We start from the raw sequence: 22,164 nt of genomic DNA on the forward strand, positions 1-22,164 counted from the left end.
GGGATCTTCCGTGGCGACCAGCGTACCGAACAGGCTCCCCAGCGGGAAGAATTCCACGGCGGAGAAATTGCTCGTGGCCGCGAGCGACCTGATGATCGAGCGCTCCTCGATCGAGATCTCGCTGTCAGACATCGCGCAGAAGTCGGGCGCCAACGCCGCATTGGTCAAATATCATTTCGGCAACAAGGACGGCCTCCTGCTGGCGCTGCTCGCGCGCGATGCGGCGACCGAAATGTCCAATCTCGAATATTTGCTGGCGCAGCCGATCAATTCGACGGCGAAGCTGAAGCTGCACATCGCCGGCATCATCCGCGCTTATCACCGCTTCCCCTATATGAACCGGCTGATCCACTATCTCCTGCACGAGACCAGCGGGAGCTCAGCCGATGAAGTCTCGAAATTCTTCGTCGCCCCGCTCTTGGATTTCCACCGCCGGCTGCTCGCGGAAGGCGTGAGCCGCGGCGAATTCCGCCAGACCGATCCGGTGCTGTTCTACACCAGCCTGATAGGCGCCTGCGATCATTTGTTCTTCGGACGGCACGCGATGTCCCGCGCGACCGGCGTCGGCCCTGTTACCGACGACGTCTGCCGGCAATATATCAAGCACATGGAAACGCTGATCTGCGGCGGCATCCTCACGCAAGCCGGGGAAGCTGCCGCGGCCGGATAATCCGGCCATCACTCTCAAGTCTAGAGAAGAAACGCCCAAGGAAAGGTGCCTGTCATGGAATTGAAAGATGTAGCCGTTCTCATCACCGGCGGTGGTTCGGGCCTCGGTGAAGCCACCGCTCGCGCCATGGCGGCCAAAGGCGCCAAGATCGGCGTGATCGATCAGAACAAGGAGAACGCCGAGAAGGTCGCCGCCGAGGTGAAGGGCGTCGCGCTGCATGCCGACGTCACCAGCGAGGAGCAGATCAAGGCGGCAATCGCGAAAGCAGAAGCCGCTCATGGTGTCGCGCGCGTGCTGATGAACTGCGCCGGCATCGGCGGCTCGCAGCGCATCGTCGGCCGCGACGGCGTCTATCCGCTGGAGAAGTTCGCGCGCATCATCAACGTCAATCTGATCGGCACCTTCAACTGCCTGCGCCTGTTCGCCGAGCGCCTCGTCACGATCGAGCCCGTCGGCGAAGAGCGCGGTGTCATCATCAACACGGCGTCGGTCGCGGCTTACGAAGGCCAGATCGGCCAGATCGCCTATTCGGCCTCGAAGGGCGGCGTCGTCGGCCTCACGCTGCCGGCCGCGCGCGACCTCGCGAGCCAGAAGATCCGCGTCAATACCATCGCGCCCGGCCTGTTCTTCACGCCGCTGCTGATGGGCTTGAACGAGGAGGCCCGCAAGAGCCTGGGCGCCCAGGTGCCGCATCCCTCGCGCCTCGGCGATGCCAAGGAATACGGCGCGCTCGCCGTGCACATCGTCGAGAACGCGATGCTCAACGGCGAAACCATCCGTCTCGACGGTGCGATCCGGATGGCGCCAAGGTAGCTTTTTCCTTCTCCCCTTGTGGGAGAAGGTGGCGCGAAGCGCCGGATGAGGGGTTCTCTCCGAAGTCTCATCTGTGGAGACAGACCCCTCTCCCAAGCGAGCATGTTGCAACGAGATACGTGCCCTCTTTCACAAGGGGAGAGGGCGCAGTAACAGCCATCTTCCGCGCGGATATGAGAGGCATGCATGTCCCAACCGCTGCTGATCGAGCATGACGATGGCGTTGACCGGGTAACGCTCAATCGTCCCGAACACCTCAACGCGCTCGATCCGGCGCTGATCGACGCGCTCAACGTTTATTTCCTGGGCCTGCAGCGCAATCGCGACACGCGCGTCGTGGTGCTCAGAGGCGCCGGCAAGAATTTCTGCGCCGGCCTGGATCTCAAGGCCGCGATGGCGCGCCGGGCCGGGCAGCAGGAGCCGCCCGGTGTCACGGAGTCGCTGGACTCGCAGCGGCGCATTGCCGACATCGTGATGCTGATGCGGCGCTGCCCGCAGCCGATCCTGGCGCTGGTGCAGGGCGCGGCGGCCGGCGGCGGCTTTGCGCTGGCGCTAGCCTCCGACATCCGCATTGCCTCGAAATCGGCGCGGATGAACTGCGCCTTCATCAAGCTCGGCCTCGGCGGCTGCGACATCGGCACCAGCTATTTCCTGCCGCGGCTGGTCGGCGTGTCCGTCGCCTCGGAACTGATCCTCACCGGACGGTTCATCGGCGCCGAGCGCGCGCTCGCGGTCGGCCTCGTTTCCGAAGTCGTGGACGAGGACAAGCTCAATGATGCGGCCGAGCCCTATGTCGAGGCGATGATGACGGCTTCGCCCGTGGGCCTGCGTCTCTCCAAGGAGTGCCTCAACATGAGTGTCGATGCCGGGTCGCTGGAAGCCGTGATCGCGATGGAGGATCGCAACCAGGTGCTGTGCAGCCGTTCCGAGGAATTTTCGGAAGGCATCAGGGCCTTCCTTGAGAAGCGAAAGCCTGTCTATATCAAGCGCTGAACCAGAACGATCCGCAAAGGACGATAATTCCGGGAGACGCAAAATGAGTGGAAGCGCGGCGGCCGTGATGACGAAGCCCGCCTTTCGCAAGATCGAATGGCTTGCGCGCGACATCGACGTCGAGCGCCGCAACGACGGCACGGTGGTGCTGAAGTCGCGCATTCCGCTGCAGCCTTACGAGAAACACATTCCGGCATCGCTGGCGAAGTGGGCGAAGCAAGCCCCCGAGCGCATCTGGCTGGCGCAGCGCGGCGGTCCCAATCGCGAATGGCGCAAGGTCTCCTATGCCGAAGCCAAGCGTACCGTGGATGCGCTGACGCAAGGTCTGCTCAATCTCGGGCTCGAGGGCCGCCCCGTTGCGATCCTCTCCGGCAATTCGATCGAGCACGCACTGATGACGCAGGCGGCGATGCAGGCGCGCGCCCCGGCAGCGCCGGTGTCGCCGGCCTACTCGCTGATGAGCCACGATCACGTCAAGCTGAAATATTTGTTCGACCTGATCAAGCCGGCCGTATTGATGGTGCAGGACGGCCCGACCTTCGAGAAGGCGCTGAAGGCGCTCGATCTCGCCGGCGTCACCGTGGTGCACGTCGCCCGGCCCTGCGACGGCATCACAAGCGTCAGCTTCGCCGAGCTTGCGGCAACGCCGGTGACGAAGGATGTCGAGGCGTCGATCGCGAAGATCACGCCGGACACCGTCGGCAAGCTGCTGTTTACGTCAGGCTCGACCGGCATGCCCAAGGCTGTCATCAACACGCAAGGCATGATGTGCGCCAATGCGGCGATGATGATGCAGGTTCGCCCAAGGGATCCCAATGGTCCTGTTACGACCATGCTGGACTGGATGCCGTGGAACCACACGATGGGCGGCAATGCGGCGTTCCACCCGATCCTGGTCGATGGCGGCACGCTCTATATCGACGACGGCCGGCCGATGCCTGGCCAGTTCGAGGAGACGCTGCGGAATCTGCGCGAGATCTCACCCACCTATTACGCCAACGTGCCGGCCGGCTATGCCGCGCTCGCGGCGGCCATGGAGAAGGACGACGCGCTCTGTCGCTCCTTCTTCAAAAATCTCTCGATCATGGCCTATGGCGGCGCGCGGCTGCCGGACGATCTCTATGACCGCATGCAGGCCCTCGCCGTGAAGACCACCGGCGAGCGCATCGTGTTCTATACCGGCTGGGGCTCGACAGAGACCGCGCCGACCTCGACCGGCACTTATTGGGACACCGAGCGCGTCGGCCTGATCGGCCTGCCGTTCCCTGGCGTCGAATTGAAGATGGTGCCGTGCGGCTCGAAATACGAGCTGCGGCTGCGCGGAGTCAACGTCACGCCCGGCTATTTCGGCCAGCCGGAGCTGACGAAGAAGATGTTCGACGAGGAAGGGTTCTACTGCATCGGTGATGCCGGCATTTTCGTCGACGATTCCGATCCGGTGAAGGGCATCATCTTCGCCGGCCGTGTCGTGGAAGACTTCAAGCTCACCACCGGCACCTTCGTGCATGTCGGCTCGCTCCGAACCGATGCGATTGCGGCGGCAACGCCCGTCGTGCATGACGCGCTGGTAGCGGGACAGGACCGCGCCTTCATCGGCCTCCTGGCGTGGCCGAACCTGCATGCCTGCCGCCAGTTCGTCGGCAATCCCGATCTCAGCTTCGCGGACGCGGTGAGGCATCCCGAGGTGATCGCCTGTCTCAGGCGCGGGCTGGAGACGCACAACCGTGAGTGCGAAGGCGCCAGCAGCCGGATCATCGCGCGCGCGATGCTGATGGCCGAGCCGCCCTCGATCGACGGCAACGAGCTCACCGACAAGGGCTACATCAACCAGCGCGCCGGTCTGGAACGGCGCGCCGAATTGGTGGAGCGGCTTTATGCGGACAAGCCGGATCAGGATGTGATCGTGCTGAGATGAGTTGCGCAATTCTCTCACCTCGTCATTCCGGGGCGCGCGCTACGCGGCGCCCCGGAATGACGGCATCAATACAAGCGACAAACAATAAAAGGTAGCCCGCCATGAACTTCGACTTCTCCGACGACCAGAAACAGCTCCGCGACCAGGCGCGCAAGTTCCTCGCTGAGAAATGCCCACCCAAGGCGGTGCGTGTCGTGCTCGACGGCAAGGCGCCTTACGACAAGGAGCTGTGGAAGGGCCTCGCCGAGATGGGCTTTCTCGGCGTTGCCATTCCCGAAGAGTTCGGCGGCGCGGGCGCCGGCCATCTCGAGCTTTGCGTGATCGCGGAGGAGATGGGCCGGGCCAATGCGCCGGTGCCGTTCTCCTCGACCGTGTACCTTGCCGCCGAAGCGCTGCTGATCGCCGGCAGCGACGCGCAGAAGAAGAAATGGCTGCCGGCGATTGCCTCGGGCGAAGCCATCGGCACGCTGGCACTGTTCGAGGGCAAGGGCAATCCGTCGCCGAGGAACGTCAAGCTCACCGCTGCGAACGGCGTGCTCAACGGCGTCAAGAAGCCCGTTGCCGACGGCGCCATCGCCGATTTCGCGGTGGTTGCCGCGCGCACGGGATCGAGTGGGCGCGACAATGACATCTCGCTGTTCCTGGTCGACCTCAAGGCCGGGGGTGTCGAGGTCAAGAGCCTCACCAATCTCGATCCGACCCGCGGGCAGGCCGAGATCACGTTCAGGGACGCCAAAGCCGAGCCGCTCGGCGCCGCGGGTGAGGGCTGGGGTATTTTGACCCAAGTGCTCGATCGCGCCGCGGTGCTCTGCGCATTCGAGCAGGTGGGCGGTTCCGACCGCGCGCTGGAGATGGGCCGCGACTACGCGCTCGACCGCATCGCCTTCGGCCGCCAGATCGGTTCGTTCCAGGCCGTCAAACACATGCTCGCCGACATGTATGTCTCGGCGACGCTGGCGCGCTCCAACAGCTATTACGGCGCCTGGGCGCTCTCGACCAACGCGGCCGAGTTGCCGGAAGCAGCGGCTGCCGCCCGCATCAGCGCGACGCAGGCGTTCCAGCATTGCGCCAAGAACAATATCCAGGTTCACGGCGGCATGGGCTTCACCTGGGAGTTCGACTGCCACATGTACTACCGCCGCGCCAACGCGATGGCGCTGGGGCTCGGCAGTCTCAGCTATTGGGAAGACCAGTTGATCGACCGCATGCGCAAGAAGAACGCGGCTTAAGCCGATGTGCGTGTCCCGGACGCGATGCGGCGCGTAGTGCCGCTTCGCAGAGCCGGGACCCAGGGGCGCAATGGACCCCGGATCTGCAGCGCATCACTTCGTGCTGCGCAGCGTCCGGGGAATGAACCGAGAGAAAACAGATGAACTTCGACGACACTCCGCAGGAAGCCGAATTCCGCGCCACCGCGCGGGCCTGGATCGGCGCCAACGCTCCGAAGCAATACGAGGAGGAGCTGCGCAAATCCTCGCTTGGCCGCACCGTGCTCAAGAACGCCAATATCCTGGAAGTCGCAAAGGCGTGGCAGAAGAAGAAGGCCGATGCCGGCTGGGCCTGTCTGCACTGGCCGAAGGAGTATGGCGGCCGCGGATCGTCGCCGATCGAGCGTGTGATCTGGTCGCAGGAAGAGGGGCCGTTCGGCCAGCTCTCCCGCATGTTCATCATCGGTCACGGCATGTGCGGGCCGACCATGATGGCGTTCGCGCGCGAGGAGCACAAGCGCACCTACCTGCCGCCGCTCGCCTCAGGCGAAAAAGTCTGGTGCCAGCTGTTCTCCGAGCCGGCCGGCGGCTCGGACGTCGCGGGGCTGCGAACGCGCGCCGAGAAGGACGGCAATGACTGGGTGATCAACGGCCAGAAGATCTGGACCTCGGGCGCGCATTATTCCGATTACGGCATCCTCTTGACGCGCACGGATCCGACCGTGCCCAAGCACAAGGGCCTCACCATGTTCTTCCTGGACATGAAGAGCCCCGGCGTCGAGGTGCGGCCGATCAAGCAGGCGAGCGGGGCGTCCGACTTCAACGAGGTGTATTTCACCAACGTCCGCATTCCCGACCATCAGCGCCTTGGCGAGGTCGGTGACGGCTGGAACGTCTCGCTGACCACGCTGATGAACGAGCGCAGCGCGATCGGCGCGGCCGTCTCGACCGGTTTCCCTGAATTGTTCGAGTACTGCTCCAGCCTGATGCTCGACGACGGCCCGGCGATCGAGGATCGCGCGGTGCGCTCCAAGCTGGCGAACTGGGCAGTGAAGGCGAGCGGGCTGAAATACACCAGCATGCGCGCGATCTCGGCGCTGTCGAAGGGCGAGCGGCCGGGGCCGGAAAACTCCATCGGCAAGCTGGTGGCGGGATCGATGATCCAGGACGTCGCGACCTACGCGTTGGATCTGCAGGGCGCGGGCGGCGTGGTCAGCGGTGAGGATGGCGAGCTGGCCGGCCGTTTCCAGGCGATGCTGCTGCGCGCGCCTGGCACCCGCGTCGAAGGCGGCACCGACGAGATCATGCGCAACATCATCGCCGAGCGGGTGCTGGGTCTGCCCGGCGATATCCGTGTCGACAAGGACGTGCCGTTCAACAAGATCCCGACGAAGGGAAGAGGCTAGCCGTGTCCCGGCTCTGCAGAGCGGTACGAAGTACCGCTCTGCAGAGCCGGGACCCAGAAAGCCAAAATGGGCCCCGGCTCTGCAGCGCACCGCTTCGCGCTGCGCAGCGTCCGGGGCACGAGAAAGGAGAGTTCGAAGATGAATTTCGACGACACCCCGCAGGAAGCCGCATTCCGCGAGACTGCGCGCAAATGGATCGACGCCAATGCGCCTAGGGAGCTGCATGCCGAGCTGTCAAAATCCTCGCTCGGCCGCATCCGCCTTGCCAGCCACGACATCGTCGATGTCGGCAAGGCCTGGCAGAAGAAGAAGGCTGATGCCGGCTGGGCGTGCCTGCACTGGCCGAAGGAATATGGCGGGCGCGGCGCGTCGCCGATCGAGAAGGTGATCTGGCAGCAGGAGGAGGGCGTCTATGGCAAGCTGACGCAGCCGTTCCAGATCGGCGAGGGCATGTGCGGTCCGACCGTGATGGCCTTCGGCAGCGAGGATGCGAAGCGCAGGTATCTGCCGAAACTCGCCTCGGGCGAGGAGATCTGGTGCCAGCTGTTCTCCGAACCGTCCGCCGGTTCGGACGTTGCCGGCTTGCGCACCCGTGCCGAGAAGAAGGGCGACAATTGGGTCGTCAACGGCCAGAAGATCTGGACCTCTGGCGCGCATTATTCCGACTATGGTCTTTTGATCGCGCGCACGGATCCGAACGTGCCCAAGCACAAGGGCCTCACCATGTTCTTCCTGGACATGAAGAGCCCGGGCGTCGAGGTGCGGCCTATCAAGCAGGCCAACGGCATGCAGGAGTTCAACGAGGTCTATTTTACTGACGTGGTCATTCCCGACAGCCAGCGGCTGGGGGCCGTCGGCGAGGGCTGGAGCGTCTCGCTGACCACCTTGATGAACGAGCGCATGTCGATCGGCGCGCGGCTCGCCACCGGCGTCCCTGAAATGTTCGAGTTCTGCTCAACGCTGATGCTGGAGGACGGGCTCGCCATCGACGATCCCGCCGTGCGCTCGAGGCTGGCGAGCTGGGCGGCGAAGTCGAACGGACTGAAATTCACCAGCTACCGCACCATCTCGGCACTGTCGAAGGGCGAGCGGCCGGGTCCGGAGAACTCGATCGGCAAGCTGGTCTCGGGCATGATGCTGCAGGACATCGCGACCTACGCCATGGACCTGCAGGGCGCGGCCGGCGTGCTCACCGGCAACGACGAGGAGACCGTGCAGGGCCAGTTCCAGCAGATGCTGCTGTCCTCGCCCTCGATGCGCATCGCCGGCGGCACCGACGAGATCCTGCGCAACATCATCGCCGAGCGCGTGCTGGGCCTGCCCGGCGACATCCGCGTCGACAAGGACGTGCCGTACAACAAGATCCCGACCAAGGGGCGGTGATTGCCATTTTGCGGGGTGGTTACGCCTTCGGGCTAACGCACCCTGCGAGGCCAATAGCGAGCAGATCCATGGACGCAAAAGTGAGCCAGACCCAAAACCGCATCGGCGTGCTCGAAGAGCTGCTCAACGAGCGCTATTCCGTCCGCGCCTTCCTCCCCAAGCCGGTCGATCGCGCGACCATCGAGCATGTGCTGACGACGGCACAGCGCACTGCGTCCTGGTGCAACAGCCAGCCTTGGCAGGTCATCATCGCCAGCGGCGAAGCCAAGGAGCGCTTCCGCAAGGCGATCTACCAGGAAGCCTCAGGCGGCCTCGGCGACGACTATGATTTCACGCCGCCGCGCGAGTATGTCGGCGTCTATCTCGACCGCCGCCGCGAAAGCGGTTTCCAGCTCTACAACACGCTCGGCATCGCCCGTGGCGACAAAAACGCCTACGCCAAGCAGGCGCTGGAGAACTACAATTTCTTCGGCGCGCCGCATGTCGCCATCATCCACACCAACGAGCCGCTCGGCATCTACGGCGCGATCGATTGCGGCGCCTATGTCTCCAATTTCATGCTGGCCGCGCAGGCGCTCGGGCTCGGCACGATTCCGCAGGCCGCGCTGGCGCGGCATTCCGGCCTGATCCGGCGCCACTTCGATCTGCTCGACGACCGCCGCGTCGTCTGCGGCATCTCGTTCGGCTATGCCGACCACGCGCACAAGGTCAACAGCTACCGCACCTCGCGGGCGAGCGTGGCCGAGACCGTGACCTTCGTGGACGAGTGATCGGAAGCGTCATCCGTCTTGCAAACACATGAAGGCGGCCGCGGAAACGGCCGCCTTCATCTTCATTTGAGCCCGATTGACGCCGGCCGTCAGCCGCCGCTGCCGCCGATCACGGCCCGTACGGTCTCGTCCGGGCCAAAATCCTCGGCGCCGTCCACATAGAGCAGCGCGGCGAGCTTCGAGCGCGCACGGTTCACGCGGCTCTTGATCGTGCCGACGGCGCAGCCGCAGATCGAAGCCGCGTCCTCGTAGGAGAAGCCGGAGGCGCCGACCAGGATCAACGCTTCACGCTGGTCCTGCGGAAGCTTCTCGAGCGCCGTGCGAAACTCCTCGAACTCGAGATGCGCGTTCTGCGACGGCTGTGTCTTGAGCGTCTTGGCGTAGTTGCCTTCGGCGTCCTCGACCTCGCGCCGCCGCTTGCGATAGTCCGAGCGGAACAGGTTGCGCAGGATCGTGAACAGCCACGCCGGCAGGTTGGAGCCGGGCTGGAACGAGTCGATGTTGGCAAGCGCGCGGAGCAGCGTCTCCTGCACCAGATCATCGGCGCGGTCCGCATTGCCGCTGAGCGAAATGGCGAACGCACGCAGACTGGGTACGGCCGCCAGGATGTCGTTACGCAGGGAGTCCGTGAGAGGCATTAATCCCTCCCATTGTTGTTGTCGTTAGATCCCCCGTCATTTTCCACTTGGGGTGCCGCTCCCTGGGCATCAAGCTTCTTGATCAGTTCCGCGAACCGATCCGGAACCCCCTGCCGCACCACGTCATCATACATGGCGCGCAGCTGATGCCCGATCCGGGATTGAATCTCCGGAGTGAGCCCTCCCTTGCCGGGGGTCGTGCTTCTGGTTGCTTGTGACTTGAGATCTTTCATGACCTGTTCCACGTTTCCCCGAGTTAAGTGACTGTAAAATCGAGAAGTTTTCTCAACCGGGAGCCGTTCCCTGGATAGGCTCAATTCCAGGTTCGAGAAAAAGTTCCGCCTCCAGCGGAACTTTTGTTGGGCTGAGGCGTAAACAGCCCAGCAGGGGAACCGGGCCCCCCGCGTTGCCAGGATGGCCCGAAGATGAATGGAGTGGGGATGTCCCGTTCACAGCTCGTTGCTGAACACTTGCCGTTGTTGCGCCGGTATGCGCGCGCCCTGACGGGCAGCCAGGCCTCCGGTGACGCCTATGTCGCCGCCATGTTGGAAGCCATGCTGGGGGACCCGTCGGTACTCGACGAGAGCCATGGGCCGCGCGCCGGGCTGTTCCGCCTATTCACCCAGATCTGGAATTCGGTCTCCGTCAACGACGATTCGGAGGTGACGACCCTGCCAATGCCGCCGGAGCGGCGGCTGTCGAACATCACGCCGCTGCCGCGGCAGGCCTTCCTGCTGCTCTCGCTGGAGGGATTCTCGGAGGAAGAAGTCGGCTACATCCTCGGCACCGACGTCGCCGAGACCCGGCGGCTTGCAGACGCTGCGGGCCGTGAGATGGCGGCCGAGATCGCGACCGACGTGCTGATCATCGAGGACGAGACCTTCATCGCCATGGACCTCGAGAGCCTGGTGAAGAATCTCGGCCACAACGTCGTCGGCGTCGCGCGAACCCATGCCGATGCGGTCGCACTGGCCAAGAACAAGCGGCCCGGCCTGATCCTCGCCGACATCCAGCTCGCCGACGGCTCCTCGGGCCTGGACGCCGTCAACGAGCTGCTGCGCACGTTCGAGGTGCCGGTGGTGTTTATCACTGCCTACCCGGAGCGCTTCCTCACCGGCGAGCGCCCCGAGCCGGCGTTCCTGATCTCGAAACCGTTCCAGCCCGCGATGGTGTCGGCGGTGGCGAGCCAGGCGCTGTTCTTCCAGCGCAACTCGCGCAACCGCACGCCGAAGGCGCCGGCGGCGTAAGGCAAGCGCCGTTCGTGGAATGATTTAGTCCGGCGTGCCGCAAGGCACGCCGGACTTTTTCGTGCCGTCTGCAGCGCTTGACGCGCATCGGCTGCGCCGCTCATACCACTTGCATGATCCTCGTCGGAGACATGCCATGGACCAGCAACTGCTCGATCGTCTCGCCATCCGCGATCTCGTCGAGAACTGGGCGGTCTGGCGCGATGCCGGGGACTGGGAGCGGTTTGCCACGGTCTGGCACGAGGAGGGCTGGATGTCCGCCACCTGGTTTCAGGGACCGGCGCGGGATTTCATGCGCGTCAGCCAGGAGGGGTTCGCCAAGGGTGTGCGCATCCTGCATTTCCTCGGCGGCACCAGCATCGACCTTGCCGGCGAGCGGGCCATCGCCCAGACCAAGATGACGATTTCGCAGCGCGCTCTTGTGCATGACGTGCTGTGCGACGTCGTCTGCACCGGGCGGTTCTACGATTTCCTGGAGAAGCGGCAGGACCCATCAGGAGTTGGGAAATGGGGGATCGTGCGCCGCCAGCCGATTTATGAAAAGGACCGCATCGACCCGGTCGACCCCGCAGCATCCCTTCGTCTCGACCAGACGGCGCTCGCCGCGCTGCCCGAAGGCTATCGCAACCTCGCCTACATGCAGGAGCTGATCGGCTACAAGGTCAAGCGCGACATGCCGGGCCTGACCGGGCCCGAGGTCGAGAAGCTCTATGGCGAGGGGCGGGACTGGCTCGCGGGCAAGGCGAAATGAGTCGGGCCCAAATAACTTGACCCAAGTGAACCCCAGACAAAAGTAAGGCGCGACTGGCATCACCACAGTCGCGCCCTACGTCGCCGGCTTATGGGGCAGGGGGGAATAGCCGGCTGCAGAGACGACTCCTGTCCGCGGGAGTCGTTCCAGGCCTCGCGAAATATTTTGCGCACCTTGCTGCATTTTTCGCACACGGTTAAGTGATCGCAATCACTGAGAACCCCCGATCCTTTGCTCGCGTTGTTCCCGCGATCGCCATGCGGCGAGGGACAGACAGTCATGTCACAGATTCATAAGGTATTTTTGGGCGCCGTCGCGGTTGCCGCAACCCTTTGCGCGGCGCAACTGGCCTCCGGCCACGATCTGGCCGACCGCTGGCAGGCGGTCGCCGATGTGCCCACCCTGGGCTCGAAATACGCCCCGAGCCAAAACGTCTCAGGTCAAAACGTCCCAAGCCATAACGTCAATCGCGCCGGCAAGGCCGACCGCCTCGCCGAGCTCAAGCCTGCCGCGGTTCCCACCCGCACCGTCTCGATGCGGCTGAACGATCTCGCCGACACCTCGGTGCTGCTGCGGGTCCCCGCCGTGATCGAGACCGGCAACGCCAAGCCGCCGACGCTGCTGCAGAACCAGAAGAAGGTGCGCAGCAGGCCGACGATCGCCTGCGAGCCGATGGTCAGCTCGCTGACCGAGGTCGCAAAGCTGCTTCAGCCCGGTCGCTGTGTAACCTGATCCGCCGCGCCATCGGACAGATCGCCCTTCCGCCGGCAGGGCGATTCTCCGTGTCCACTTGATCCCCTGTCGCCTCGCGTTATATCCCGGGTTTCTTCCCTTTCATTTGACCGGGTAAACGCATGACGACGTCCGATACGGCTGTGCATACGCAGCCCTTCCAGGCCGAGGTTTCCGAGCTTCTGCACCTCATGGTGCACTCCGTCTATTCCGAGACCGATATCTTCCTGCGCGAGCTCGTCTCCAACGCCTCCGACGCCTGCGACAAGCTGCGCTACGACGCAATTGCCAGCCCGGCGCTGCTGGGCGAGGGCGACGCGCTCAAGATCCGCATCATTCCCAACAAGCAAGGCGCGACGCTCACGATCGCCGACAATGGCATCGGCATGGAGCGGCAGGAGCTGATCGATCATCTCGGCACCATCGCCCGCTCCGGCACCAAGGCGTTCGTGTCGAAGCTGAAGGAGGCCAAGGACGGGCTCGGCTTGATCGGCCAGTTCGGCGTCGGCTTCTATTCGGCCTTCATGGTCGCCGAGAAGATCGTCGTGGTCAGCCGGCGCGCCGGCGAGAGTGACGTCTGGACCTGGACGTCCTCCGGCGGCTCCGGCTTCGAGATCGCCCGTGCCAGTGAGGAAGAGGCGGCACGCGTGACCCGCGGTACCGAGATCGTCCTGCACCTGAAGGATGATGCCAAGAAATATCTCGAGGCCTACGAGATCGAGCGCATCGTCCACGCCTATTCCGACAACATCCTGTTTCCCATCGAACTCGTGCCGGAAGAAGGCGATCCGCGCCAGATCAATTCGGCGAGCGCGTTGTGGCAACGCTCGAAATCCGAGCTGACGGCGGAGGACTACAAGAAGGCCTATCAGCAGATCGCGTCCGCCTTCGACGATCCCGCGATGACGCTGCATTACCGTGCCGAGGGCCGCTACTCCTACGCCGTGCTGCTGTTTGCGCCCTCGACCAAGCCGTTCGACCTGTTCGAGCCGAACCGCAAGGGCCGGGTGAAGCTCTACGTCCGCCGGGTCTTCATCACCGATGATGCCGATCTGCTGCCGGGCTATCTGCGCTTCATCCGCGGCGTCGTCGACAGCGAGGATCTCCCGCTCAACATCTCCCGGGAGATGCTCCAGAACAATCCGCAGCTCGCGCAGATCCGCAAGGCGGTAGCGACCCGCGTCGTGTCCGAGCTCGAAAGCCTCGCCGAGAAGGATCCGGACAATTTTGCCAAGATCTGGGACGCGTTCGGCGCGGTGCTCAAGGAGGGCATTTACGAGGATTTCGAACGGCGCGAAAAGCTGCTGGCGCTGTCCCGCTTCACCACGACGTCGGGCGAGAAGCGGTCGCTGAAGCAGGTCATCGCCGATTTCAAGCCGAACCAGACCGAGATCTACTATCTCGTCGGCGACAGCATCGAGCGGCTGAAGTCCAATCCTCGGCTCGAGGCGGCAACCGCACGCGGCATCGAGGTGCTGCTGCTGTCCGATCCCGTCGACGCCTTCTGGACCTCGATGCCGTCGGAGTTCGAAGGCAAGCCGCTGAAGTCGCTAAGCCAGGGCGATCTCAATCTCGACCTGATCCCGCGCGTCGACGAGGCGGACGAGGCGAAGAAGGAGGAGCCGGCCGCGGACGAGGCCGCCACCATCGCCGTGATCAAGGCCTCGCTCGGCGAGCGCGTCGGCGACGTCAAGGCCTCGACGCGCCTCACCAGCTCGGCCTCTTGCCTCGTCGCCGACAGCCAAGGCCCGAGCCGCGAGCTCGAGCGCATCCTGTCGCAGCAAAACCGGGGCATGCGCACCAAGCCGATCCTCGAGATCAATCTGCGCCATCCGCTGGTGACCGCGCTCACCAAGGCGCAAGCCGGCTCGAATGTGGTCGACGATCTCAGCCTGCTCCTGCTCGAACAGGCGCAGATCCTCGACGGAGAATTGCCGGAAGACCCAGCGGCGTTTGCCGCGCGGCTGAACCGGCTGGTGTTGCAAGGGCTCGGCGCATAGCACCGCAGGTGCCAGCGCTCACCTTGCCGTCATCTGTGCCTAGGAACAGTCGCCGCCGGCCTCGTGTTATGCCATAGCAGGCCGTCGGCATCAGACCCGCCGACGCCGTCGATTCGAGGATTAAGTCCATGCGCCTGTCGATCTTGACGCTCACTGCGATTGCCGCGCTGTTCGTCGCGGCCGATGCCAGTGCCCAGACCTATGATCCGCGCTATCCCGTGTGCATGCACGTCTACACGCCCGGCGGCGGCTTCGGCGGTGGCGGCGGCGACTATTTCGACTGCTCCTTCACCTCGCTTCCGCAGTGCCGTGCGACCGCCTCGGGCCGCTCGGCCAGCTGCGACCTCAACCCCTATTATGCCTTTGACCAGCCGCCGCCGCGCAAGCGCCACAAGAAGGTCCAGTAACAATCCCGATGCAGCGTCCAGGAATATCGTTCATGCGTCTCTCGTTCGGCTTGATCATGACCGCCGGCGCGCTGCTCACGGCCGCGCCGTCTCACGCGCAGACCTTTGATCCGCGTTACCCCGTTTGCATGCACGTCTATTCAGGTGCGAACGGAGGAGGTGGGGAATGGTACGATTGCTCCTTCACCTCAATTCCACAGTGCCGCGCCACCGCTTTCGGCCGCTCCGCGATCTGCGATCTCAATCCGTATTATCCGGTCGAGGCGCCGGCATCACATCTTTCCCGCAAGCCGCGCGGCCGCTAGCCTCCCCGCTCTCGTCGCCTGCAACGTTGCGCCAAGTCAACGCGCGCAATGCGTTTCTGGGCATCCTCATCGCGTAGCCCGACGTCAGGAGTCCGGCATCATGCCGGCCCTGTCGGATCGGGCGCATGAAGCGAGGAGATTTCCATGAACTGGTGCACCCTCAAGGCGCTCATCGGCTCGACCCTTGTCATGATCGCCTTCCAGCCGGCCCGCGCGGACGTGCTCGCGCGCTACGAATGCAGCATAGCCGGCTTCTTCACCCAGGAGCCGATTGGCGACCGGGCCGATCACAATCTGGTGGCGCAGGACTATGTCTGCGTCGGCGTCGAGGGAATCTTCAAAGGCGCAGTTTATTCCGCGTCGAATGTCGTCGAGTGGGACGGTCCCAAGGCAACGATGCTGATCGGTAGCGGGGTCCACCGCATTCCCGGCGGACGCCTCATCACGCAGCTCACCGAAGGTTCCGCCCAGGCCGTGATGAAGGACGGCAAGCCCGTCGGGGTCGCATCCTCGGGCAAGGGACTCGTCAAGTTCGCATCCGGTCCATTTGCCGGGCTGAACGGTAAGACGGTCCAGTTCGTCACGAAGCCCATCAATCCGATCCGGTTCGATCTCGAATTCACGGCGGATTGAGGCGGCGCGAAACTCGGCTATCGCAGTTGGTCGGTGCTCGGGGAACGGCTACTCCTCCTGATCCCCGACAACTCCACCACCTTGCGCCAGCGGTCGGTTTCGGCCGTCAGCATGCCGCCGAATTCACTGGCGTTGCCGTGGAGCGGGATGGCGCTGAGTTCGGCGATGCGGGCCTTGATACCGGGATCGGACAACGCAGCGTCGATCTCGCGATTGAGCAGGTCGACGATCTCGCGCGGCGTGTCGCGCGGGGCGCCGACGCCGTAGAACGAGCTCGTCTCAAAGCCGGGCAGCGTGTCGGCGATCGCGGGAATGTCGGGCAGGATCTCCGAGCGCTAGCGCGTGGTGACGCCGAGCGCGCGCAGCTTGCCGGCGCGCACCAGCTCGAAGGACGAGGTGACGTTGTCGAACATGCCCTGGATCTGCCCGCTCATCACGTCGGTCAAGCCCGGTGCCGATCCACGATAGGGGACGTGGGTGAACTCAACGCCGGCCATCGACTTGAACAATTCGCCCGAGAGGTGCAGCGAGGTGCCGATGCCCGAGGAGGCAACCGATATCTTGCCGGGATTGGCCTTGGCGTAGGCGATGAAGTCGGCGACGGTTTTCACCGGCAGGTCGTTGTTAACGACCAGAACCAGCGGAATTCGTGCGACGCCGGCGACCGGCGCGATGCCCTTGGCGAAATCATAGGGCAGCGCCGGATCGAACGAGGCATTGATCGCATTGGCGGTCGAGGTCAGCAGCAGCGTGTAGCCGTCGGGGGCGGAGGTGATGACCGCCTGCGTCCCGATATTGCTGCCGGCGCCCGGCTTGTTCTCGACGACGAAGGTCTGGCCGAACCGATCGGACAGCCGCTGGCAGAGCAGTCGCGACAGCAGGTCGGTTGCGCCACCCGGGGCATAAGGCACCACCCATTTCACGCTGTGCGAGGGATAGGAGGGATTGCCGAGTGCAAAAGCGCGCGGCGCGGCGAGCGCAGCCGCGGCGCAGGCCGCGGTCTGAATGAAATGTCGTCTGGTGATCATGGCGGTCTCCGCTTCACCTCGTCCCGCCTGCGGGGCGGGGGGCACGCGCAGCGCGCCTGACAATTGGAATTGCTATCGCAAGAATTGCGCTGCGGCGCACGCCGATCCCATGGGCTTGGTAAAGGATCACTAGAGTTAATCGCGCACTAACGGAGTTTTACCTTGTCCCTTAACACCTGGGCAAAGCGCGCGGGTTAGATTGCCGGACATCAGCGGACGGCCCGAAGAGTGAACAATATGACCACCGGTGTCATCGAGCAGCCGAAAGTCGCGCGCGCGCCGTCGGCTTCAAAGATCTGGTTGAAGGCCATCGAGCTCACCGCGCGGATCGAGACTCTGCCAGGCCGTTTGTTCGCCGACGTCGTCGACGATTGGGCGCAGCGCCAGCCCGACCGCGTCGCGCTGCTGATGGATGACGCAAGTCTCGACTATGCAGGCCTGTCGAAGCGCATCAACCGCTACGCGCGATGGGCGCGCTCGGCCGGCGTGACCAAGGGTGAGACCGTCGCGCTGATCATGCCGAACGGCATCGACTACGTCGCCGCATGGCTCGGCATCAGTCGGGTCGGCGGTGTGGTCGCGCTCCTCAACACCAGGCTGGTCGGGCTCTCGCTCGCGCATTGCATCGACGTCGCCAAGCCTTCGCATATCATCGTGGCGCATCGGCTGACGGAGATGCTGGAGGGCGCAGCGCCGCATCTGAAAACGCAGGCCAAGGTCTGGACGCATGGCGATGCCCGCAGCGAGCGAGCCATCGATGTCGCGCTGGCGGCGCTGGACGATGCTCCCCTTTCGCCGGAGGAGCATGGCGAGGTCACCATCAACGACCGTGCGCTGCTGATCTACACTTCCGGCACCACGGGCCTGCCGAAGGCCGCCAGCATCAGCCACCGCCGTATCCTCAATTGGGGCTTTTGGTTCGCCGGTCTCACCGGCGCGGGACCGCAGGACCGGCTCTATGATTGCCTGCCCTTGTTCCATTCGGTCGGCGGCATCGTCGCGCCCTGCAGCATGCTCGCGGCCGGCGGCTCGGTGGCGATCGCCGAGAAATTCTCGGCCTCTCATTTCTGGTCCGACATCGTCCGGCACGACTGCACGCTGTTTCAATATATCGGCGAACTCTGCCGCTACCTGCTGAAGGCTGCGCCGTCGGAATACGAGAACCGCCATCGTCTCCGCCTCGTCTGCGGCAACGGCCTGCGCGGCGACATCTGGGAAGACTTCCAGGATCGTTTCGCCATCCCCCGCATCCTCGAATTCTATGCGGCGACGGAAGGCAATTTCTCGCTGTTCAACGTCGAGGGACAGCCGGGCGCGATTGGGCGCATCCCGCCGCTGCTCGCACATCGCTTCCCGGCCAATCTCGTCAAGCTCGATCCTGATAGCGGCTTGCCGCTGCGCAACGACGAGGGATTTTGCCTCGCCTGCGCCCGTGGCGAGGCCGGCGAAGCCATCGGCCGCATCGGCACTGCCGATGAAGGCGGCGGCCGCTTCGAGGGCTATACCGATGCTGGCGAAACCGAGAAGAAGATCCTTCGAAATGTCTTTGCCAAAGGCGATGCCTGGTTTCGCACCGGCGATCTGATGCGGATCGACGACAAGGGGTTCTTCCATTTCGTCGATCGTATCGGCGACACGTTCCGCTGGAAGGGCGAGAACGTCGCGACCTCCGAGGTGAACGACGCGATGCGCGATTTCACCGGAGTGGTCGACGCCACCACCTATGGTGTCGGCATCCCAGGTGCCGACGGCCGTGCCGGCATGAGCGCGATCGTCGTCAACGAGGGTTTTGACATTGCGGCATTGCCCGCGCATCTCGCGCAGCGCCTGCCGGCCTATGCACATCCCGTCTTCATCCGCATTTCGCGCGAGCTCGATGCGACCGAGACGTTCAAGCAGAAGAAGGGCGACCTGTCGCGGGAAGGCTTCGATCCCGCTGCGATCTCCGATCCGCTGTTCATGGTCGACCCGAGATCCGGAGCCTACGTCCCGTTGGACGGCGAGGCTTATGCACGAATCCTGGACGGCTCCATCAGGCTGTAAACCCGGCAAAATCCGCAGATAGGTCCAATTTTATCTGAATTGTCCAAGAAGCCATTTACTTCTCTCGGGTAAACAAGCCGCCATGGGGAGGCGGCCAGCAAGAGCCGCCGCAACACCAACGAATAACAAAGCGAGCCAGCCATGTCGGTAAGGTCTAAGGTCATCGAGGCGATCCAGCAGATCGCCAAGGAGCAGAACGTCACGCTTCCCGCACTTTCGGACGATCTGTCGCTGCACGAGACGGGCTTCGACTCGCTCGCCTTCGCCATTCTGGTCGCCCGTCTCGAGGACGACACCGGCGTCGACCCCTTCACCATCTCCGAGGACGCAGCATTCCCCGCCACCGTGGGCGATTTCGTGCGGGCCTACGAAAATGTCCCCGCGTGAGATCTTTGCACTCCGCGACCATCTCGGCGCGGAGCTGAAAGGCCGCTCGATCTCCGACGCGCATCACGTCGTGTCGCTGACCGACATCCTGTCGCAGACGGTCCTCGGTGGCCGCCTGCATGAATTGTCGGGCCGCTCCGTGCTGCTCAAATTGTCCGACCAGCTCCGGTCGGGCCTCGCCATGATCGAGCTTGACGGCATCGCGCGCCGCATGCTGCTGTGCCCGCCCGATCTCAACCCTGATCATCTCGACGCGCTGATCGCGGATGCCGGGATCGATGCCGTCGTCACCGACGAGCCCGATCGCTGGGCCAATTGGGGCGTTGCGCTCGTCGTGACCGCGCAATTGCCGCTCGAAACCACCGCGCCGGCCAAGACCGAACGCGCCACGGAATGGCTGATGCTGACCTCGGGCACCTCGGGCGTGCCGAAAATCGTCGGTCATACGCTGGAAGCGCTGACCGGTGCCATCGTCGCCGACGGCCCCGCGCGCGGACCTGTGCCGGTCTGGGCGACGTTCTACGACATCCGCCGCTATGGCGGCCTGCAGATATTCCTTCGCGCAATCCTCTCCGGCGGCTCGATGGTGTTGTCGGACCCGCATGAGGTGCTCGGCGATCACGTCGCGCGGCTGAAGGCGCGGGGTGTCTCGCACATCTCCGGCACGCCGTCGCACTGGCGCAAGCTGCTGATGAGCGGTTCGGCCGCGCAATTTACCCCGGCTTACGTCCGCCTCTCCGGTGAAATCGCCGACCAGGCGGTGCTCGACGGATTGAAGGCGGCATTCCCCAATTCCTCCGTCGGTCACGCCTATGCCTCGACCGAAGCCGGCGTCGGTTTCGCCGTCAATGACGGGCTGGAGGGCTTTCCGGCCGACTATCTCGGCAATCGCAACGGCGTCGAGATGAAGGTGGTCGACGGCTCGCTCCGGATCCGTTCGACGCGTACCGCGCATGCCTATGTCGGCCGCAGCGCCGCGGCGCTCACCGATGACGACGGCTTCGTCGACAGCGGCGACATCGTCGAGCTGCACGGTGACCGCTACTATTTCGTCGGCCGCCGCGGCGGCATCATCAATATCGGCGGATTGAAAGTCCACCCCGAAGAGATCGAGGCGGTGATCAACCGCCATCCCGACGTGCGGATGTCGCGCGCCAAGTCGCGGAAGAGCCCGATCACCGGCGGCATCGTGGTTGCCGACGTGATCCTCACTGAGGGCACTGATCCGGCGCGCGCGAAAGAGATCCGCGACCAGATCCTGGCGCGGTGCCGCACACAGCTCGCGTCGCACAAAGTGCCGGCGGTGATGCGCTTCGTCGAGGCGCTCGACGTCACTCCGGCCGGAAAACTGGCGCGAACCGATGCATAATGTCCTCGTCACCGGCGGCAGCCGCGGCATCGGTCTTGCGATCGGCAAGCGCCTCGTGGGCGCCGGCTATAACGTGATCGCGGCGGCGCGGCGCGAAAGCGACGAGCTGAAGGCGGCGATCGCCGAATCCGGCGGACGGCTGCATTTCCGCGCCTGCGACCTCGCGGTGATCGACGCGATCCCGGCTTTCGCAAAGCTCGTGCGCGACGAGTTCGGCCCGGTCTACGGCCTCGTCAACAATGCCGGCCTAGGCACCGAAGGCCTGCTCGCCACCATGCATAATTCCGCGATCGAGGCGCTGGTGCAGCTCAACGTGCTGTCGCCGATCATCCTCACCAAATATGTGGCGCGGCAGATGATGGCGGACGGCACCGGGCGCATCATCAACATCTCCTCGATCATTGCGACGACCGGCTATAACGGCCTGTCCGTCTATGGTGCGACCAAGGCGGCTGCGACCGGCTTCACCCGCTCGCTGGCCCGCGAGGTCGGCAAGGTCGGCATCACCGTCAATGCGATCGCGCCGGGCTTCATCGATACCGAGCTGACGCATAATCTGTCCGATGAGGCGCGCAAGCGCATTGCCGGCCGCAGCGCGCTGCGCCGCCTGCCGGAGACGGACGACGTCGCGCGGATGGTGGAATATCTGCTCGGGGAGGGCGGCCGCAACGTCACCGGCACCGTGTTTACCATCGACGCGGGGAATACGGCATAGGCGGAACCCGGCCGGCATCATTGTGTTGATCCGGCACAATGACATTCAGCCGGATTTGGTCGTAAGATGCCCCGCAATCGATTGGGTTACGTCAATCGATCTGCCCTAATCGACAGGGAGCAGTCCATGGCCATGCCCAACATGACCGCTTCAAATCAGGGCCGGACGGAGCCATCGCGCGCGAAGCCGGATTTGGATGAAGTCCACTGCCCGCCGATGACGCATCAGAATTCCGGCAGTCACGGCTACGAAATGTACCCGCAGCAATTCGTGCGCCTGGTCGGCTGCCATGACGCGTCGCTCGATACCTTGCGCAAGCGTCAGGACGAGAAGCTGCACTAGCCGTCACGACCGGTGCTTCGGCGAGTCCTTCGATAAGTCAATCCGTTCGTGGGAAAATTCCGGCGGCCCTTCGGTGAGGCGGCGGATGCGGCGTTCGCGCTCGTCCGCCGGCAATGCGGGATCGAGCAGCGTCTCGATCTCGTGGACTGCGATCTCTTCGATCCTGGTGGCCTCCGAGGCGATCGGATGCGCCGAACCGGGCACCGGCGGCGCGATCTTCAGGCCCAGCTCGATCAGCTTACAGATCGCCTCCGCACGGGTCAGGCGATAGGCTTCAGCCCAGGCATCGACAGCCTCCGTCAATCGTTCGGGCATTTTCACCGCGCTGATCGGGTCGACACCCGTGCGCCGGCGGACCGGAGAGGTGGAGTCCTTGTTGCCGAAGTCGGACACCTCGATCATCCCATGT

The 22,164-nt window shown here is 64.3% G+C and carries 23 protein-coding genes and 1 pseudogene; 20 read left to right on the forward strand and 4 right to left on the reverse strand.

Annotation, left to right across the window (positions count from 1 at the left end; translation table 11 throughout):
• The first annotated feature begins 67 nt into the window (after positions 1-67).
• The 8 genes from XH83_RS04625 (at position 68) to XH83_RS04660 (ending at position 9,158) form a co-directional block, all read left to right on the forward strand.
• A complete protein-coding gene (locus tag XH83_RS04625) occupies positions 68-670 on the forward strand; it encodes a TetR family transcriptional regulator (RefSeq protein ID WP_246776483.1) in 603 nt (200 codons plus the stop codon).
• A gap of 54 nt (positions 671-724) precedes the next feature.
• Positions 725-1,483: an SDR family NAD(P)-dependent oxidoreductase gene (locus XH83_RS04630; RefSeq protein ID WP_128954145.1), complete on the forward strand. Its 759-nt coding sequence runs from the start codon at positions 725-727 to the stop codon at positions 1,481-1,483.
• A 186-nt stretch (positions 1,484-1,669) separates the two neighbouring features.
• Positions 1,670-2,476 (forward strand): enoyl-CoA hydratase/isomerase family protein, encoded by an 807-nt coding sequence (locus tag XH83_RS04635; RefSeq protein ID WP_194405886.1) that lies wholly within the window; start codon positions 1,670-1,672, stop codon positions 2,474-2,476.
• A 43-nt stretch (positions 2,477-2,519) separates the two neighbouring features.
• Positions 2,520-4,391, forward strand: coding sequence for an AMP-binding protein (locus XH83_RS04640; protein WP_194405887.1), 1,872 nt, complete (start codon positions 2,520-2,522; stop codon positions 4,389-4,391).
• Between the two features lie 101 nt (positions 4,392-4,492).
• Positions 4,493-5,620 (forward strand): acyl-CoA dehydrogenase family protein, encoded by a 1,128-nt coding sequence (locus tag XH83_RS04645; protein WP_194405888.1) that lies wholly within the window; start codon positions 4,493-4,495, stop codon positions 5,618-5,620.
• Between the two features lie 140 nt (positions 5,621-5,760).
• Positions 5,761-7,005, forward strand: coding sequence for an acyl-CoA dehydrogenase (locus XH83_RS04650; protein ID WP_194405889.1), 1,245 nt, complete (start codon positions 5,761-5,763; stop codon positions 7,003-7,005).
• A gap of 138 nt (positions 7,006-7,143) precedes the next feature.
• On the forward strand, positions 7,144-8,388 hold the full coding sequence (locus XH83_RS04655) for an acyl-CoA dehydrogenase (protein WP_194405890.1): 1,245 nt from the start codon (positions 7,144-7,146) through the stop codon (positions 8,386-8,388).
• A 68-nt stretch (positions 8,389-8,456) separates the two neighbouring features.
• Positions 8,457-9,158 carry a nitroreductase gene (locus XH83_RS04660; RefSeq protein ID WP_194405891.1) on the forward strand — a complete coding sequence of 234 codons (702 nt, stop codon included), beginning with the start codon at positions 8,457-8,459 and terminating at the stop codon, positions 9,156-9,158.
• An 89-nt stretch (positions 9,159-9,247) separates the two neighbouring features.
• Here XH83_RS04660 and XH83_RS04665 read toward each other — a convergent pair whose 3' ends face one another.
• The gene (locus XH83_RS04665) at positions 9,248-9,796 is read right to left on the reverse strand and encodes a sigma-70 family RNA polymerase sigma factor (protein WP_011090521.1); all 549 of its coding nucleotides are present in this window, start codon (positions 9,794-9,796) and stop codon (positions 9,248-9,250) included.
• Positions 9,796-10,029, reverse strand: a complete 234-nt coding sequence (locus XH83_RS04670; RefSeq protein ID WP_164937475.1) for a NepR family anti-sigma factor — start codon at positions 10,027-10,029, stop codon at positions 9,796-9,798. The genes XH83_RS04665 and XH83_RS04670 overlap by 1 nt, the downstream gene beginning before the upstream one ends.
• 207 nt (positions 10,030-10,236) lie before the next feature.
• Here XH83_RS04670 and XH83_RS04675 point away from each other — a divergent pair, with 207 nt between their 5' ends.
• The 7 genes from XH83_RS04675 to XH83_RS04705 all read left to right on the forward strand — a co-directional run bounded on the left by XH83_RS04675 (position 10,237) and on the right by XH83_RS04705 (position 15,871).
• A complete protein-coding gene (locus tag XH83_RS04675; RefSeq protein WP_026201627.1) occupies positions 10,237-11,043 on the forward strand; it encodes a response regulator in 807 nt (268 codons plus the stop codon).
• Positions 11,044-11,179: 136 nt separating this feature from the next.
• Positions 11,180-11,794 carry a nuclear transport factor 2 family protein gene (locus tag XH83_RS04680; RefSeq protein WP_194405892.1) on the forward strand — a complete coding sequence of 205 codons (615 nt, stop codon included), beginning with the start codon at positions 11,180-11,182 and terminating at the stop codon, positions 11,792-11,794.
• Between the two features lie 279 nt (positions 11,795-12,073).
• A complete protein-coding gene (locus tag XH83_RS04685; RefSeq protein WP_194405893.1) occupies positions 12,074-12,526 on the forward strand; it encodes a hypothetical protein in 453 nt (150 codons plus the stop codon).
• A 122-nt stretch (positions 12,527-12,648) separates the two neighbouring features.
• Positions 12,649-14,526, forward strand: coding sequence for a molecular chaperone HtpG (gene htpG, locus XH83_RS04690; protein WP_194405894.1), 1,878 nt, complete (start codon positions 12,649-12,651; stop codon positions 14,524-14,526).
• 128 nt (positions 14,527-14,654) lie between these two features.
• Positions 14,655-14,933 (forward strand): DUF3551 domain-containing protein, encoded by a 279-nt coding sequence (locus XH83_RS04695; RefSeq protein ID WP_194405895.1) that lies wholly within the window; start codon positions 14,655-14,657, stop codon positions 14,931-14,933.
• Between the two features lie 32 nt (positions 14,934-14,965).
• Entirely contained in the window at positions 14,966-15,238 is a 273-nt protein-coding gene (locus tag XH83_RS04700) for a DUF3551 domain-containing protein (protein ID WP_194405896.1), read from the forward strand.
• A 144-nt stretch (positions 15,239-15,382) separates the two neighbouring features.
• Positions 15,383-15,871, forward strand: coding sequence for a hypothetical protein (locus XH83_RS04705; RefSeq protein WP_194405897.1), 489 nt, complete (start codon positions 15,383-15,385; stop codon positions 15,869-15,871).
• A gap of 17 nt (positions 15,872-15,888) precedes the next feature.
• Here XH83_RS04705 and XH83_RS04710 read toward each other — a convergent pair.
• Positions 15,889-16,899 (reverse strand): annotated as a pseudogene (locus XH83_RS04710) (Bug family tripartite tricarboxylate transporter substrate binding protein).
• A 228-nt stretch (positions 16,900-17,127) separates the two neighbouring features.
• On the opposite strand from XH83_RS04710, the gene XH83_RS04715 reads away from it, so the two are divergent.
• The 5 genes from XH83_RS04715 to XH83_RS04735 all read left to right on the forward strand — a co-directional run bounded on the left by XH83_RS04715 (position 17,128) and on the right by XH83_RS04735 (position 21,755).
• The gene (locus XH83_RS04715; RefSeq protein ID WP_194405898.1) at positions 17,128-18,942 is read left to right on the forward strand and encodes a long-chain-acyl-CoA synthetase; all 1,815 of its coding nucleotides are present in this window, start codon (positions 17,128-17,130) and stop codon (positions 18,940-18,942) included.
• Positions 18,943-19,083: 141 nt separating this feature from the next.
• Positions 19,084-19,329, forward strand: a complete 246-nt coding sequence (locus XH83_RS04720; protein WP_194405899.1) for an acyl carrier protein — start codon at positions 19,084-19,086, stop codon at positions 19,327-19,329.
• Entirely contained in the window at positions 19,316-20,698 is a 1,383-nt protein-coding gene (locus XH83_RS04725; RefSeq protein WP_194405900.1) for a class I adenylate-forming enzyme family protein, read from the forward strand. Before XH83_RS04720 ends, XH83_RS04725 begins: the two co-directional genes overlap by 14 nt.
• The gene (locus XH83_RS04730) at positions 20,691-21,413 is read left to right on the forward strand and encodes an SDR family NAD(P)-dependent oxidoreductase (protein WP_194405901.1); all 723 of its coding nucleotides are present in this window, start codon (positions 20,691-20,693) and stop codon (positions 21,411-21,413) included. Before XH83_RS04725 ends, XH83_RS04730 begins: the two co-directional genes overlap by 8 nt.
• 126 nt (positions 21,414-21,539) lie before the next feature.
• A complete protein-coding gene (locus tag XH83_RS04735; RefSeq protein ID WP_194405902.1) occupies positions 21,540-21,755 on the forward strand; it encodes a hypothetical protein in 216 nt (71 codons plus the stop codon).
• A 3-nt stretch (positions 21,756-21,758) separates the two neighbouring features.
• Here XH83_RS04735 and XH83_RS04740 read toward each other — a convergent pair whose 3' ends face one another.
• The gene (locus XH83_RS04740; protein WP_194408168.1) at positions 21,759-22,157 is read right to left on the reverse strand and encodes a hypothetical protein; all 399 of its coding nucleotides are present in this window, start codon (positions 22,155-22,157) and stop codon (positions 21,759-21,761) included.
• Positions 22,158-22,164 lie beyond the last annotated feature (7 nt).

The organism is Bradyrhizobium sp. CCBAU 53351, from assembly GCF_015291745.1.
In the GTDB taxonomy this organism is placed as follows: domain Bacteria; phylum Pseudomonadota; class Alphaproteobacteria; order Rhizobiales; family Xanthobacteraceae; genus Bradyrhizobium.

Coding starts and splice junctions, on each gene's coding strand:
- XH83_RS04685 (WP_194405893.1), top strand. CDS start 12,074: ATGTCACAGATTCATAAGGTATTTTTGGGCGCCGTCGCGGTTGCCGCA.
- XH83_RS04695 (WP_194405895.1), top strand. CDS start 14,655: ATGCGCCTGTCGATCTTGACGCTCACTGCGATTGCCGCGCTGTTCGTC.
- XH83_RS04720 (WP_194405899.1), top strand. CDS start 19,084: ATGTCGGTAAGGTCTAAGGTCATCGAGGCGATCCAGCAGATCGCCAAG.
- XH83_RS04680 (WP_194405892.1), top strand. CDS start 11,180: ATGGACCAGCAACTGCTCGATCGTCTCGCCATCCGCGATCTCGTCGAG.
- htpG (WP_194405894.1), top strand. CDS start 12,649: ATGACGACGTCCGATACGGCTGTGCATACGCAGCCCTTCCAGGCCGAG.
- XH83_RS04655 (WP_194405890.1), top strand. CDS start 7,144: ATGAATTTCGACGACACCCCGCAGGAAGCCGCATTCCGCGAGACTGCG.
- XH83_RS04705 (WP_194405897.1), top strand. CDS start 15,383: ATGAACTGGTGCACCCTCAAGGCGCTCATCGGCTCGACCCTTGTCATG.
- XH83_RS04675 (WP_026201627.1), top strand. CDS start 10,237: ATGTCCCGTTCACAGCTCGTTGCTGAACACTTGCCGTTGTTGCGCCGG.
- XH83_RS04630 (WP_128954145.1), top strand. CDS start 725: ATGGAATTGAAAGATGTAGCCGTTCTCATCACCGGCGGTGGTTCGGGC.
- XH83_RS04650 (WP_194405889.1), top strand. CDS start 5,761: ATGAACTTCGACGACACTCCGCAGGAAGCCGAATTCCGCGCCACCGCG.
- XH83_RS04640 (WP_194405887.1), top strand. CDS start 2,520: ATGAGTGGAAGCGCGGCGGCCGTGATGACGAAGCCCGCCTTTCGCAAG.
- XH83_RS04645 (WP_194405888.1), top strand. CDS start 4,493: ATGAACTTCGACTTCTCCGACGACCAGAAACAGCTCCGCGACCAGGCG.
- XH83_RS04670 (WP_164937475.1), bottom strand. CDS start 10,029: ATGAAAGATCTCAAGTCACAAGCAACCAGAAGCACGACCCCCGGCAAG.
- XH83_RS04665 (WP_011090521.1), bottom strand. CDS start 9,796: ATGCCTCTCACGGACTCCCTGCGTAACGACATCCTGGCGGCCGTACCC.
- XH83_RS04740 (WP_194408168.1), bottom strand. CDS start 22,157: ATGATCGAGGTGTCCGACTTCGGCAACAAGGACTCCACCTCTCCGGTC.
- XH83_RS04660 (WP_194405891.1), top strand. CDS start 8,457: ATGGACGCAAAAGTGAGCCAGACCCAAAACCGCATCGGCGTGCTCGAA.
- XH83_RS04735 (WP_194405902.1), top strand. CDS start 21,540: ATGGCCATGCCCAACATGACCGCTTCAAATCAGGGCCGGACGGAGCCA.
- XH83_RS04635 (WP_194405886.1), top strand. CDS start 1,670: ATGTCCCAACCGCTGCTGATCGAGCATGACGATGGCGTTGACCGGGTA.
- XH83_RS04730 (WP_194405901.1), top strand. CDS start 20,691: ATGCATAATGTCCTCGTCACCGGCGGCAGCCGCGGCATCGGTCTTGCG.
- XH83_RS04700 (WP_194405896.1), top strand. CDS start 14,966: ATGCGTCTCTCGTTCGGCTTGATCATGACCGCCGGCGCGCTGCTCACG.
- XH83_RS04725 (WP_194405900.1), top strand. CDS start 19,316: ATGTCCCCGCGTGAGATCTTTGCACTCCGCGACCATCTCGGCGCGGAG.